Below are 14,385 nucleotides of genomic sequence, written 5' to 3'. Positions count from 1 at the left end.
GGCCCGTCGCCTCGCCCTGGCCCTGACCCTCGTGGTCGCGGCCGGGGCGTCGGCGTCGGCCGCCGTACCCGCCTCCGCCGCGGCCCCCCGGCCGCCGGCGCTCGCCGAGCCCACCGTGCCCGAGGCCGACGTGCCGGCGATGACCGAGACCGGGCGTGGAGACCGGAGCCGGCCGTCGCCCAGCGCGACCCCCGACGCTCCGGACACCGGGGTCGGCATCCGGCTGCTCGACGCGCCTCTGAACCGCCGCGACGACACCCGGGCGCACAAGTACATCGTCGACCACGTGAAGCCCGGCACGACGTTCGAGCGCCGGGTCATGGTGAAGAACACCTCGGAGATCCACCGCCGGGTGACCCTCTACGCCGCGGCCGCCGACGTCACGGCCGACGGCTTCCGGCTCGCCCCAGACCGGGCCGAGAACGAGTTGAGCAGCTGGATCAGGGTCGAGCCGGGCGAGGAGGCGCTGGCGCCGGACGAGGAGGTCGAGGCCCTCGTGACCGTCGAGGTGCCGCGCAAGGCGGAGGCCGGCGAGCGGTACGCGGTCGTCTGGGCCGAGGTGTCCGGGGTGGACGGCCAGAACGTCCGCAACATCGGGCGGGCCGGCATCCGTGTCTATCTCTCGGTCGGCCCCGGCGGGGAGCCGCCGTCCGGCTTCGAGATCGGCCCGCTGACGGGCGGCCGGGACGCCGACGGGACGCCCTTCGTGAGCGCCGAGGTGCGCAACACCGGCCAGCGGGCGCTCGACCTGGCCGGCGAGCTGTGGCTCAGCGACGGGCCGGGCGGCCTCTCCGCCGGACCGGTCCGCGCCGAGGCGAAGACGCTCCCGCTGCACGGCAGCACGACCGTCCGGGTGCCGCTCGACCGGCGGCTGCCCGACGGACCCTGGGCCGCGAAGCTCGCGCTGGCCAGTGGCTGGACGAAACGCGCCGCGACCGGCACCGTCACCTTCGGCGCGGCGCCCGCGGCGGCGAGTGCTGAGGACCGCTCCGACGAGGTGGTCACCGGAGGGCTCGTCACCTCGGCGCTGGTGCTCGCGCTCTTCGCGGTCTACGCGTACCGGCGGCGCGCCCGGATCCGGCAGCCCGCTACGGCTGCCTGACCCGTCCGGTCCGGTCCGCGCACAGGGGAAGGCGGACCGGACCGGACGGGTGGGCCCGTCAGGCCAGCGCCGCCTCGGCGGCGGCCAGGAAGGCGTCGTTCTCCGCGGGGGTGCCGATGGTGACGCGCACCCCGTCGCCGGGGAACGGCCGGACGATGACCCCGCGCGCCTCGCACGCCTTGCCGAAGTGCACGGCCCGGTCGCCCAGCGGCAGCCAGACGAAGTTCGCCTGGCTGGTGGGCACCTCCGGCACGAGCTTGCGCAGGGCCTCGGTGACCCGGTCCCGCTCGGCGACGACCAGGGCGCACCGGCGCTCCACCTCGTCGGCCTGCGCGAGCGCGGCCAGCGCGGCGGCCTGGGCCACCAGGCTCGTGGAGAACGGGGTGACCACCTTGCGGACGGCGGCGGCCACCTCGGGCTGCGCGACGAGGAAACCGACCCGCAGGCCGGCGAGACCCCACGCCTTCGACAGGGTCCGCAGCACCGCCACGTTCGGCCGGTCCAGGTAGGTCAGCCCGTCGGGCACCTCCGGGTCGGTGACGAACTCCCGGTACGCCTCGTCGATCACCACGAGCACGTCGTCCGGCACGGAGTCGAGGAAGCGGTCCAGCTCGGCCTTGCGGACGGACGTGCCCGTGGGGTTGTTCGGGTTGCAGACCAGCACCATGCGGGTCCGGTCGGTCACCGCCGCCGACATGGCCGCGAGGTCGTGCCCGTGGCCGGGGTCGTTGGGCACCCGCACGCTGGTCGCGCCGCTGGTGGCCGCGATGATCGGGTACGCCTCGAACGACCGCCACGAGTAGAGCAACTCGTCTCCGGGCAGGCAGGTGGCTCGGACCAGGTGCTCGGCGAGCGCCACGGACCCGCAGCCGGTGGCGATGCGGCCGGGATCCACCCCGTACCGCTCGGCGAGCGCGTCGCGGAGCGCGACCACGCCCATGTCCGGGTAGCGGTGCGCACCGGCCGCGGCCTCGGCGACCGCCTCGACGACGCCGGGCAGCGGGCCGTACGGAACCTCGTTGCTGGCCAGCTTGATGGCCTCGGGCAGCCCCAGCTCGCGGGCCAGGTCGGCCGGACTGCGGCCGGGCACGTAGGTGGGCAGGGCGTCCAGATCGGCGCGGGTCAGCCGTACCGCTGGTTGGGAACGTCCGGTGTCGGTCATGGGGTGTCTCCCGGGGGGTTGGCGCTGTCGTTCGGTGTGGGGGAGCCGGGGGGAGGAAGTTGCACGACCGCGGTCCGGGCCCGCTTGTCGTGCAGCGCCTGCCGCATCGGGTGGTCGAACAGGGGGGAGAGCGCGTCGAGGAGCTGGAAGAGGAGGCCGAGGCCGAAGCAGCACCAGAGCAGGGTGGGCAGCCCGCCGTAGGTGTTCCACCGGCGCAGCGACCGGCCGAAGCCGATCGGCTCGTCGGTCGGGAGCGACACCACCTTGATGCGCATGATCCGCTTACCGAGCGTCTGCCCGGTGGACGCCACGGCCGGCACCTCGTACGCCAGCCACAGCGCGACGATGATCGCCAGGATCGCCAGTTGGAGGCTTCCCGCCTGCTCGCCGATCGCCGGCAGGCCCTCCCGGGACGTGTTGCCGGCCTCGAAGCGCCGCGTCACCTCCCGCACGTACGGGGCGTACTCCTGGTAGAAGCGCCAGACGAACCAGCCGTTCACGACGACGTTGAGCGCCAGGAGGACGGCGAGGTCGATGAGACGGGCGACCAGCCGGGCACCGTAGCCGGCGAGCGGCAGGCCGTGCGGGCGCGGCTCGGGCATCCGGCCGGCCCAGCCGGGTGGGGCCCAGCCGGGTGGCGCGCCGCCCGGCTGGCCGTACCCCGGTCGGGGTGGCCAGCCCGGTGCGGGCCCGGCGGCGCCCGGCGGCGGGCCCCACGCCGGGCCGGCGGCCGGCGGCGGCGGACCCTGTGCGGGGCCGGCGGCCGGCGGCGTCGATCCGGGGACGGTCGGGACCGCGCCGGGCGTGACCGGCTGCGGCGCCGGGGCGGCCGGCGGCGGCTCGACGGGCGGGGGACCCTCGGGCGGGGTGGCGTCGACGGGGATGGGCGCGCCGATCCAGCCCTCGCCGTCCCAGTATCGCCGGGTCTCGGGATCGGCGGGATCGACGTACCAGCCGGGTTGCACGCTCACGCAGACACCTTAACGACGACCGTTCCGGACAACCGCTCCCGGCGGCGCTGCCGCCCGGGCTCGTGCCGGCGCCGCGGGAACCCGGCCCGGTGGCCGGACCCGGGCACGGGGACCCGGGGCGGTGCCGGGGGTGCGAAACCGCCGGCGGTGGGCCGGAGCCCACCCGCCGGCGGCGTCGGGTACGACGGGGGTTGCGTCACATCCGCAAGTGTTACAGGTTGCCGCGCTTCTCCTGCTCGCGCTCGATCGCCTCGAAGAGGGCCTTGAAGTTGCCCTTGCCGAAGCCGAGCGACCCGTGCCGCTCGATCAGCTCGAAGAAGACGGTCGGCCGGTCCTGGACGGGCTTCGTGAAGATCTGGAGCAGGTAGCCGTCCTCGTCCCGGTCGACCAGGATCTTGCGGGCCTTCAGCTCCTCGATCGGCGCCCGCACGTCACCGATGCGCGCCCGCAGCTCCGGGTCGTCGTAGTACGAGTCCGGCGTGTCGAGGAACTCGACGCCCGCGGCGCGCATGGCGTCGACGCTGGCCAGGATGTCGTTGGTGGCCACGGCGATGTGCTGGGCGCCCGCGCCCTGGTAGAACTCCAGGTACTCGTCGATCTGCGACTTCTTACGCGCGATCGCCGGCTCGTTGAGCGGGAACTTCACCTTGCGCGTGCCGTTGGCGACCACCTTGCTCATGAGAGCCGAGTAGTCGGTGGCGATGTCGTCGCCGATGAACTCGGCCATGTTGGTGAAGCCCATGACCCGCTTGTAGAACTCCACCCACTCGTCCATGCGGCCCAGCTCGACGTTGCCGACCACGTGGTCGACGGCCTGGAAGAACCGCTTCGGCTGGATGCCGGCGTCGATCATCGGCTGCCGGTCCACGATCGGCCCGCGGGCGACGAAGCCGGGCAGGAACGGGCCGGTGTAGCGGGACCGGTCGACCAGGGTGTGGCGGGTGTCGCCGTACGCGGCGATGGCGGCCATCCGGACGGTGCCGTGCTCGTCGCTCACGTCGTGCGGGTCGACCAGACCGGTCGCGCCCTGCGCGGTGGCGTGGGCGTACGCGGCGTCGACGTCGGGCACCTCCAGGGCGATGTCGCTCACCCCGTCGCTGTGCCGGGCGACGTGCTCGGCGCCCTCTGCGTCCGGGCGGACCACGCCGGTCAGCACGAACCGGGCGGAGCCGCTGGTCAGCACGTACTGGGCGTGGTCGCGGTAGCCCTGCTCCGGCCCGCGGTAGGCCACGCAGGTCATGCCGAAGGCGGTGGAGTAGTAGTGCGCGGCCTGCTTCGCGTTGCCGACCAGGAAGTGCACGTGGTCGAGGCCCTTGACCGGGAACGGGTCGTGGGCGATGTCGTGGTCGACGGCACCGACGAGCCGGTCGACGTCGACCTCCTCGGTCGACTCGGGTCGGTCGATCGCCTGGGTCATGGTGGCCTCCCTTGCGTACCGGCCGGCCTCGTGGGCCGCCGTTCGTGTGCTGATGTGGCGAGGATCGCGGAGCCGCCGCCGGTTGGGCAATAGTTGGCCGAAATGCTGGTCAGGTTGTGCATTCAGTAGGGTGAAACTCTATGAACACTGGTCAGGATGCACAGCTCGACGAGCTGGACGCGCGGTTGGTCGAACTCCTCGCCGAGGAGCCCCGGATCGGCGTGCTGGAGTGCTCGCGCCGCCTCGGGGTGGCCCGGGGCACCGTCCAGGCCCGGCTCGACAAGCTGCTCGACCGGGGCGTGATCGTCGGCTTCGGGCCGGAGATCTCGCCGGCCGCCATCGGGTTCGGGGTGACCAGCTTCGTCACCCTCGAGATCAGCCAGCGGCACGGGCACGACCAGGTCACCGCGCACCTGGCCGGCATCCCCGAGGTGCTCGAGGCGCACACCATCACCGGCTCCAGCGACCTGCTCTGCCGGATCGTCGCCCGGTCCAACACCGACCTCCAGCGGGTGATCGACCAGATCGTCTCGTCCGAGGGGATCCGGCGCGCGTCCACGATCATCGCGCTCGCCGAGCAGATCCCCTTCCGCACGCTTCCCCTGGTCCGCTCCGCCGTCCGCGGCTGAGCACGTCGCCCGTTAACACCTTCCGTCGCAGAAAGCGCGGCGACACGGCGACGCGGGCGTACGGACGATCGGTGATCGTGGCTACCGTGTGCGTGTGGCGAAGGAAGGCGGGCACGGCGTACGCAACGTGCTGCTGCTCGCGCTCGTCGCGGTCGTCGTCCTCGCCGCCACCGGCGTGTGGAACCCGTTCCCCGCGGTGTGGGACTGGGTCGACCGGAGCGAGCCCATCGCCGAGCCCGACGTGGTCTGGCAGCAGCGGATCGGCGGCACGCCGAAGACCGTGACCTTCGCGGGCGACGCAATCGTCGTCGAGCAGCGCACCCGGGTGGAGGCGCGCGCCCTGGCCACCGGCAGCCAGCTCTGGGAGCGCAAGGCCGACTGGGCGGCCGTCGCGGGCGGCGACCGGGACGCGGTGGTCGTCGTGGGCAAGCTGCTGGTGAAGGGGTACGAGGTGCTCGACCCCACCACCGGCGCGACCCGGCGACGCGACGACGACGCGGTGGCCGTCTGGACGTACCGCAACCTGCTGCTCGACGCGCGCTGCACCGAGCCCACCGACTGCACCCTGAGCGCCTGGGACCCGCGCGGCACGGCGCCACTGTGGACGGCCTTCCTGCCCGGGGTGGGCAGCGGCCTGTTCGCCGACAACCCCGGGCTGCGCGGCACCCGGCGCCTCACCGCACCGAGGCTGGACGAGGGCGTCGCCGGCCCGGAGCCCGCGCCGCCCCTGCTCGGCTTCCCCGTCGACGGCCGGGTGCACGTCGTGGACACCGCCACCGGGTCGGTGTTGCAGAACGTCGAACCCGGCCGCGACGAACGCCTCTCCGTGGTCGGCGGGCGCCTGCTGCGCATCGCCGCCCGGTCCGAGGACGGCAGTTGCTACTTCGCCATCACGGGTGTCGACCCGGCCACCGGGCAGCAGGTCTGGCAACGGACCGGGATCAACCTGCGCACCGCCGACAGCGCCGGCTGCGTGCAGCGCGAGGACCCGCAGGGCGCGCGCAACGTGCTCGTCGGGGTGGCGCCGGACGGGCGGGAAGCGGTGCTCGACGGGTACGACGGGCGGCTGCTGTGGGTCGGCGCGGACCGCGAGAAGCTCGTGGCCGTCGACGACCGGTACGCGCTGGCCCGATCGGCCGACCAGCGGTCCATCGTCGCCCGGGCGCTGACCGCCGAGCGGGCGCTGTGGACCCGCCCGGCCGGAGCGAAGGCGGGCGCCGTCCTCACCCCGTACGCGGCCGTGGTCGCCGACGAGAAGCCGTCCCGACTGGCCGCCCTCGACCCACGCACCGGCCGGGAACTCGCGCTGCTGCGGACGTCGGCGAACGCGCTCGCCGTCGGCCCGAACGGGATGATCATCGGCGAGGGGCGCGAGATTGCGTACGTCCGCTTCGGTGGCGCGGCGGTCGCTCCCACCGGCCGGCCCGGGGATGGCGGCGTCCCCGGCCCGGGCCCCGGCGGCACGCCGTCCACCCCCGGTGCCGGCGACCCGTGCGGACCCAAGCGCGAGCTGTGCCCGGAGCCGGCCGGCAAGGACGGCTGACCAGGCCCGGTGAGAGCGGCGTCCCAGGGGGCACCCGGCGGGTGGGAATGATCGACCGGTCTGCCCTAGGCTTTCCGCTCATGAGCAGTGCCGCCGCCTTCTCGTACGCCCCCCTGCTGCCGACCGGCCCCGACCAGACGGAGTACCGCCTGGTCACCGACGAGGGCGTCGACGTCGTGCACGGCCCCGGTGGCCGCCGCTTCCTCACCGTGGAGCCGGCCGCGATCACCGCGCTGACCGCCGAGGCGATGCACGACATCGCCCACTTCCTGCGCCCCGCCCACCTGGCCCAGCTCCGCTCCATCATCGACGATCCGGCGGCCTCGCCCAACGACCGCTTCGTCGCACTGGACCTGCTGCGCAACGCCAACATCGCCGCCGGCGGCGTGCTGCCCATGTGCCAGGACACCGGCACCGCGATCGTGATGGGCAAACGCGGCCGGCACGTCCTCACCGACGGCGCCGACGCGGAGGCCGTCTCCCGCGGCGTGTGGCAGGCGTACACCCGGCTGAACCTGCGCTACTCTCAACTCGCCCCGCTGACCATGTGGGAGGAGCGCAACACGGGCAGCAACCTGCCCGCGCAGGTGGAGATCTACGCGGAGGACCCGGACGGCCATCCGGACGCGTACAAGTTCCTCTTCATGGCCAAGGGCGGGGGTTCGGCCAACAAGTCGTTCCTCTACCAGGAGACCAAGGCGCTGCTGAACCCCACACGGATGATGCAGTTCCTCGAGGAGAAGCTGCGGCTCATCGGCACCTCGGCCTGCCCCCCGTACCACCTGGCCATCGTCATCGGCGGCACGTCGGCCGAGTACGCCCTGAAGACCGCCAAGTACGCCAGCGCCAAGTACCTCGACGCGCTGCCCACCTCCGGCTCCATGAGCGCGCACGGCTTCCGCGACCTGGAGCTGGAGGCCGAGGTGCTGGAGCTGACCCGCAACTTCGGCATCGGGGCGCAGTTCGGCGGCCGCTACTTCTGCCACGACGTCCGCGTGGTCCGGCTGCCCCGCCACGGCGCCTCCTGCCCGGTGGCGATCGCCGTCTCCTGCTCCGCCGACCGGCAGGCAATCGCGAAGATCACCCCGTCGGGCGTGTGGCTGGAACGACTCGAAACCGACCCCGCCCGCTACCTGCCGGACGTCACCGAGGCGCACCTCGACAGCTCCGAGGTCGTGCGCGTCGACCTGAACCGGCCGATGGACGAGATCCGCGCCGAACTCGCCAAGTACCCGGTGAAGACCCGGCTGTCGCTGAGCGGCCCGCTCGTGGTGGCCCGCGACATCGCCCACGCGAAGATCGCCGAGCGGCTCGACGCCGGCGAGCCGATGCCGCAGTACCTGCGCGACCACGCCGTCTACTACGCGGGCCCGGCCAAGACCCCCGAGGGCTACGCCTCCGGCTCCTTCGGCCCCACCACCGCGGGGCGGATGGACGCGTACGTCGAGAAGTTCCAGGCCGCCGGCGGCTCGTACGTGATGCTCGCCAAGGGGAACCGCTCCGCCCAGGTCACGCGCGCCTGCCAGCAGTACGGCGGCTTCTACCTCGGCTCGATCGGCGGCCCGGCCGCCCGGCTCGCCCAGGACTGCATCAAGCACGTCGAGGTCCTCGAATACCCGGAACTCGGCATGGAGGCGGTCTGGAAGATCGAGGTGGAGGATTTCCCCGCCTTCACCGTGGTCGACGACAAGGGCAACGACTTCTTCGCCGAGGTCACGAAGCCGGTGCTCACCATCGGCCGCCGCTGACCCACCACGTACGCGAAAGGGGCGCCGGGCACGAGCCCGGCGCCCCTCCTGCGTCCTCGGTCAGCTCGGGTCGATCCAGATGTTGTAGTAGGCGGCCCCGGAGACCGTGCCCGTCGCGGTGCGGCTCTTCACGGTGATGCTGTGGCTGTACGGCGCGTCCGCGGTCCAGCTCACCCGGGCGGTACCGTCCGCGCCGGCCGGAACCGTACGATCCGCGCCCCCGTCGACGGAATAGACGAACTCGGTGCTGCCGGCCAGTTGCGCGGTGAACAGGAACTCACCCGTCTGACCGACGACCGCCCCACCCTGCCAGCCGAAGACCTCCGAGGTGACCAGCGGATCCTTCGGGTCGACCTGGAACGCGTAGTACTGGGCGTCCGTGGTCTGCCCGGTGGCCGTCCGCGCCCGCACCCGAAGCTCGTTCCAGCCGCCCCACTCGCTGTCGAACTCCCGTGGGGTCCACTCGATCGTCGCGATGCCGTCCGCCCCCGCCGTCACGGTCCGCTCGGGCTCGCCCCGGAACTCGTAGACGTACGACGTGACGGCGGCGGTGCCCGGGTGCGGCGTGAAGGTGAAGCTTCCCTGCACCCCCGGCCCACCACCGGTCAGGTTCTGCCGATACACCTCGGAGTACACGGTCGGGGCGACGGAGGCCACCTCGAACGACAGGTACGCCGTCTCCGACTCGGTCCCGTCGCTGCTCCGGCTGAACACGTCGAGCGTGTGGCGTCCGGCGTCGCGGGGTGTGAACGGGATCGTCGCGACTCCCTCCGGGCCAGCGGGCACCGTCTGCGGCTCGCCGTAGTCGAAGACGTAGACGTACTCGACGGCGTCCGGCATCCTCGGCCTCAGCACGAAGGTGCCCGCCGTGCCGGCGGGCGCGCCCGCGCTCCCGTCGAGCGGCCACTGCTCAGAGCTGACGGCCGGTGCGCCGCTCACGTGGAACCCGTAGTTGGCGTCCCCCGACAACACCCCGTCCCGCGTACGGCTGCGGACGTGCAGTGTGTTGCGCCCGGCCACGGGGGTCACGGTCGCCGTGGCGGTGCCGTCGGCCGCAGCCGCCACGGTCTTCTCCGTGCCGGCGTCGAGTCGGTAGACGTACTCCACTACGTCGGCCATGTTCGGGGTGAAGGTGAAGCCGCGCGGCTGGCCCGGCGCCGCGTCGGGGTCACCGTCGACCACGGTGGGCGCAGTGTTGCGGACGTTGAACTCGTAGATGGTCGCCGCCGACTGGTTTCCCGTTCGGTCGACCGCCTGCACATAGAGCCTGTTGAGGCCGTAACGCTCGGGTGTGTAGTTGATAGTCGCCGAACCGGACGCGTCCGCGTCCACGTACTGGGTGGCGCCGGTCGGGCCGTACCGGTAGCCAGCCAGGTCGTCGGCGACGCTGGTGAAGGTGAACTCGCCGGCCATGCCCGGGCCGCCGTGGCCGGGAGAGCTCCAACCGGCCGGATAGACGGCGGAGGAGACCGTGGGCGCCGGCGGGCTGACCGTGTCCACCGTGAACCGGCACTCGGCGGACCAGTCGGAGGTGGCCCACCGGTCGGCGGCGCGCACCGCGAAGGCGTACGTCTGACCGGTGACCATCGCGCCATCGGGCACCGTGTACTGGAAGCGCGCCGGCGCGTACTGCTCCGAGTAGGACGTCCACTCGGTGCGTTCGGTCGGCCGGTCCACGGGCCACCAGGCGAAGGTCGCCTTCACCAGGTCACCGGCGTACGAGTCGACCTTGTCCGGGTCGGTCACCTCGGTGGCGAGGACCGGAGCGGTCGTGCCGATCCGCCGCCCGTCGACGCAGGCGCGGCCGGCCACGGTGAGCGTGACCGGGACGTCGGGAGCGGCGTTCGCCTCGAGCGAGACGCCCGGCTTCTTCATCCGCCGGCCGTGGTGCTTGCTCGCCTCGTGGTCGCCCGTGATCCTCGCCATCAGGGTGAGCGAGCCCCGCCCATCCGTGACCGCCTGCTGCACGGCCTGCGTGATCAGTAGCTCCAGGTAGCTGGCCGGGCAGGGTGCCGTCGCCCCGATGTCGCCGACCTTCTCGCGCGCGGTGGGTGCGCTGTTCCACGTGGGCGCGTCGGCCGGCGTGTCGGTCCGCCACAGTTCCAGTTCACGGGGCTTGGTGCAGTCGCCGACTGACGACTCCCCGGTCTGGAGCTCGGCGCGGAGGATCTGCTTACCGCGGTAGGGGGTGAGGTCGAAGGTGAAGTAGGCCCGCGAGGTGTGCTTCGCTCCGTCCGACTCCCAGGTGCCCACCGGTACGTCTCCGCCGGTGGTGGGGAAGGCGGTATCGGGCTGTCGGTCGTCCGTGTAGCTCACGCTCGATGGCAGGACCCACCGGAGCGGGCCGGCGGCGGCGGGCTGGGGCGCGACGGTCACCGCTGCGGTGGCGGCGAGCAGGGTGGCGAGACCGGCGGTGCAGAGCCGACGCCGGATACGCAGACGGCGTGCTGTGGGCACGCCGGGGGAGTCCCCGTGTTGGTGCAAGGTAGATCCTCCGAGGGGAGTGGTGACGAGCGCATGATCTTAAGTCTGTAAATGCCGCTACCGCGCCAGACTTTCGGCTGATCTCGCGGTCCGGGTGACCATGAAGCGGCGGGACTCAGGACGCTCGTCGGGTCCGACGTCGGTGCGCCCGCCCCTGGGGGGTACGGGCGGGCGCACCGCCCCCGTCAGATGCCATCGCTGACACCCCGCAAGGAGTGTGGGCCGGCCCGCTGCCGATCCGCTCTCACATCGCTATCACCGGACGGAGGTGGCTGGTCAGGGCCCGGCTACCCTGCGACGGTTGCGTCGGTTCGTACGGGGGCGGGAATGCGGTTCGGGATCCTGGGGCCCCTGCGGGTCGGCGATGGCGAGGCCACCGTCACCGCGGGTCGCGACCGCACCGTGCTCGCCATGCTGCTGCTGCGCGTCGGCCAGGTCGTGCCCGTGGAGGACCTGGTCGACGCGATCTGGGAGGACGAGCCGCCGGCCACCGCCCGGGCCCAGGTGCAGACGTGCGTGTCCCGCCTCCGGCGCCGGCTCACCCAACTCGGCGTGCCGTCCGAGGCCATCGTCACCGATCCCGTGGGCTACGGCGTCCGGACCGCGCCCGGCGAGCTGGACGCCGACCTGTTCACGAGCGCCGTCGAGGCCGCGCGGGCCGCGGTCGGCGTCGGCCGGCTCGCCGAGGCGCGCCGCCACTTCCGGGCCGCCCTCCGGCACTGGCGCGGGCCGGCGCTCGCCGGGATACCCAGCCGGAGCATCCGGCGGCGGGCGCAGGCGCTCGACGAGCAGCGGCTCGCCGCGCTCGAGGAGTGCGTGGACGTCGAGCTGCGCCTCGGCCAGGCGGCCGGGCTGATCGACGAGCTGACCGAGGCCGTCGACCGGCATCCGCTGCGCGAGCGGCTGCGTGGTCACCTCATGCTCGCCCTCTCCGCGGTCGGCCGGCAGGCGGACGCGCTCGCCGTCTACCGGGACGGGCGGCGGCTCTACGCCGAGGAGCTGGGCATCGAGCCGGGCGCCGCGCTGCAGGAGCTGCACCAGCGTGTGCTCGCCGGTGACCTGGCGCTGACCGGCCCGGAGCGCCGCCCGGCCGTGCCGGTCCGTGCCCTGCCCCGGGCGATCCAGGACTTCACCGGCCGCCAGGACACCCTCGCGCGGCTGATCAAGGAGATCGACGAGGACCGCACGCGCGTCCAGCTCATCGACGGCATGGCGGGCAGCGGGAAGACGACCCTGGCCATCCATCTCGCCACCGCGTTGGCCGACCGTTATCCCGACGCGCAGCTCTTCGTCGACCTGCACGGGCACAGCGAGCGGGAGCCGGTGGCCCCGGCCGCCGCGCTCGCCGCGCTGCTGCGTCAGCTCGGCGTGCCCGGCGAGCGGGTTCCCGCCGACGCCGACGAGCGGGCGGCTCTCTGGCGCAGCGAGCTGGCCGACCGGCGGGCCGTGGTGGTGCTCGACAACGCGGCGAGCGCCGCCCAGGTGGCGCCACTGCTGCCGAGCGGGCGGGGCACGCTCACCCTGATCACCAGCAGGCGCCGGTTGACGGGGCTGGACGAGGGCCGGCCGTCGTCGCTCGCGGTACTCGACCCGGAGGAGGGCATCGACCTTCTCGCCCTGATCGTCGGCCGGGAGCGGGTGGCGGCCGAGCCGGAGGCCGCTGCCGAGGTGGTACGCGGGTGCGGATACCTGCCGTTGGCCATCCGGCTGGCCGCCGCGCGGCTCGCGCACCGCCCCCGCTGGCGCATCGCCGACCTGGCCGCGCGCCTCACCGACGGCCGGGACGCCCTCACCGAGCTGGTGGCCGGCGACCGCTCCGTGGGGCAGGCGTTCGCCCTGTCGTACGCGCAGGTCACCCCTGCTGCCCAGCGGATGTTCCGGATGCTCGGTCTCCACCCGGGAACGACGATCGACGCCCGGGCCGCCGCGGCGCTGGCCGACCTGCCGTTGGCGGACGCCGAGCACCTTCTCGACGAACTGGTGGACGCCCACCTGTTGGACGAGACCGACCCGGGGCGGTTCCGCTTCCACGACCTGGTGCGCGACTACGCGCGGCGGTTGACGGCGGAGGTGACGTCGAACGCCGAGCGGTCGGCGGCCGTGGAGCGGCTGCTGAACGTCCACCTGCATCTGGTCGTGGCCGCCGGCCGCCGGATCAACCGCTCGGCCAGCCGGGCGCCGTTGTCGCTGCCTCCGGTGGCCCGGCCCGACCTCACGGAGGCGGGAACGCCGCCGGACGTTGAATGGCTCGACGCGGACCGACTGCTCCTGATCGCGATGATCCGCCTGGCGGAGGCGACCGGGTGGGAGATCTACTGCTGGCAGCTCGCCCACGCCGGGTGGAGCTACTGGTATGCGCACGGTCACCTCGACGACCTGATCGAAGCGCACTCGATCGGGCTCCGGGCAGCCGAGCGTCTGGGTGACGACGCGGCGGTCGCCGCCATGCACAACTATCTCGCCTCCGGGTACCACCGCCGGGCCCGCTACGGCGAGGCGATCGCCTCGATGGAGATCGCCCTCAGGCTGCGCAGCCGGCTCGGGGACAGGGTGGGACAGGCGGCGACGCACCGGAACGTGGCAATCGTCCACGCGCTCCGCGGCAACGTCGCGACCGCGTTGCGGCACCTGCGCGACGCGATGGATCTTCTCCGTCCCGAGGACGACGACGGCGCCGTCGTCTCCATCCTCGGCAACCAGGCGGCCATCCTCCTCGGCGCCGGGCGGCTCGCCGAGGCGCTGGCGGTGTCCCGTAAGCAGCTGTTGTCGGCGCGGTCGGCCGGCAGCCTGTACGACGCGGCCATGGCGATGGGCCATGTCGGGGCCGCCCGGGCCAGGATGGGCCACGGTGAGCCGGCGCTCCGGCGGCTCCGGGCAGCGCTCGCCATCAAGCGCCGGCTCGGCAACCGGTACGGCGTCGGCGAGCTGCTCAACGAGCTCGGTGTTTTCGAGCGGGCGGGCGGCGACCCGGAGGCGGCCATGGCGCTGCACCGGGAGGCGCTCGTGGCGATGAGCGACGCCGGCGACCGCCTCGGGCAGTGTGCCTCCCGGAACCTGCTGGCGCGGGCGCTGCGGGACGCCGGCGACGCCGGCGCCGCGTTGGACCTGCATCGCCGGGTGCTGGCCGATGCGGTTCGACTGGACGCCCGTGCCGAGCAGGCCCGGGCGTTGGACGGAATCGCCCGCTGCCTGCGCGGCACCGACCCGGCCGCCGCGCGCGCCCACTGGGCGCGGGCGCTGGCCCTCTACCGCAAGATCGAGGCGCCCGAGCGGTACGAGGTGGAGCGGCTCCTCGCCGAGCTGGACTGACCGGGTGTGTCCGCGATCAT

General features: G+C 73.4%; 9 protein-coding genes. 5 read left to right on the top strand and 4 right to left on the bottom strand.

Annotated elements, in window-relative coordinates; translation table 11 throughout:
• The first annotated feature begins 31 nt into the window (after nucleotides 1-31).
• Nucleotides 32-1,102 (top strand): hypothetical protein, encoded by a 1,071-nt coding sequence (locus ACSNOA_RS30690; RefSeq protein ID WP_436663249.1) that lies wholly within the window; start codon nucleotides 32-34, stop codon nucleotides 1,100-1,102.
• 58 nt (nucleotides 1,103-1,160) lie between these two features.
• Here the strand turns inward: ACSNOA_RS30690 and hisC are convergent, their stop codons facing one another.
• From hisC to hppD, 3 genes are all read right to left on the bottom strand, one after another.
• A complete protein-coding gene (gene hisC, locus ACSNOA_RS30685; RefSeq protein WP_436663248.1) occupies nucleotides 1,161-2,264 on the bottom strand; it encodes a histidinol-phosphate transaminase in 1,104 nt (367 codons plus the stop codon).
• Nucleotides 2,261-3,235 carry an RDD family protein gene (locus ACSNOA_RS30680; RefSeq protein WP_436663247.1) on the bottom strand — a complete coding sequence of 325 codons (975 nt, stop codon included), beginning with the start codon at nucleotides 3,233-3,235 and terminating at the stop codon, nucleotides 2,261-2,263. The genes hisC and ACSNOA_RS30680 overlap by 4 nt, the downstream gene beginning before the upstream one ends.
• A gap of 211 nt (nucleotides 3,236-3,446) precedes the next feature.
• Nucleotides 3,447-4,652 carry a 4-hydroxyphenylpyruvate dioxygenase gene (gene hppD, locus ACSNOA_RS30675; RefSeq protein WP_436663246.1) on the bottom strand — a complete coding sequence of 402 codons (1,206 nt, stop codon included), beginning with the start codon at nucleotides 4,650-4,652 and terminating at the stop codon, nucleotides 3,447-3,449.
• 140 nt (nucleotides 4,653-4,792) lie between these two features.
• On the opposite strand from hppD, the gene ACSNOA_RS30670 reads away from it, so the two are divergent.
• The 3 genes from ACSNOA_RS30670 to ACSNOA_RS30660 all read left to right on the top strand — a co-directional run bounded on the left by ACSNOA_RS30670 (nucleotide 4,793) and on the right by ACSNOA_RS30660 (nucleotide 8,572).
• Nucleotides 4,793-5,281, top strand: coding sequence for an Lrp/AsnC family transcriptional regulator (locus ACSNOA_RS30670; RefSeq protein WP_436663245.1), 489 nt, complete (start codon nucleotides 4,793-4,795; stop codon nucleotides 5,279-5,281).
• Nucleotides 5,282-5,375: 94 nt separating this feature from the next.
• Complete coding sequence (locus ACSNOA_RS30665; RefSeq protein ID WP_436663244.1) at nucleotides 5,376-6,824, top strand: outer membrane protein assembly factor BamB family protein; 1,449 nt, start codon at nucleotides 5,376-5,378, stop codon at nucleotides 6,822-6,824.
• 80 nt (nucleotides 6,825-6,904) lie between these two features.
• Nucleotides 6,905-8,572, top strand: a complete 1,668-nt coding sequence (locus ACSNOA_RS30660) for a fumarate hydratase (RefSeq protein ID WP_436663243.1) — start codon at nucleotides 6,905-6,907, stop codon at nucleotides 8,570-8,572.
• A gap of 60 nt (nucleotides 8,573-8,632) precedes the next feature.
• Here the strand turns inward: ACSNOA_RS30660 and ACSNOA_RS30655 are convergent, their stop codons facing one another.
• Nucleotides 8,633-11,029 carry a hypothetical protein gene (locus ACSNOA_RS30655; protein WP_436663242.1) on the bottom strand — a complete coding sequence of 799 codons (2,397 nt, stop codon included), beginning with the start codon at nucleotides 11,027-11,029 and terminating at the stop codon, nucleotides 8,633-8,635.
• Nucleotides 11,030-11,383: 354 nt separating this feature from the next.
• On the opposite strand from ACSNOA_RS30655, the gene ACSNOA_RS30650 reads away from it, so the two are divergent.
• Nucleotides 11,384-14,365: a BTAD domain-containing putative transcriptional regulator gene (locus ACSNOA_RS30650; protein ID WP_436663241.1), complete on the top strand. Its 2,982-nt coding sequence runs from the start codon at nucleotides 11,384-11,386 to the stop codon at nucleotides 14,363-14,365.
• The last annotated feature ends 20 nt before the right edge of the window (nucleotides 14,366-14,385 follow it).

The organism is Micromonospora sp. URMC 103, assembly GCF_051386435.1.
In the GTDB taxonomy this organism is placed as follows: domain Bacteria; phylum Actinomycetota; class Actinomycetes; order Mycobacteriales; family Micromonosporaceae; genus Micromonospora.
Note: the sequence above shows the minus strand (reverse complement) of the source record. Positions and strands in the feature narration are given on the sequence as shown.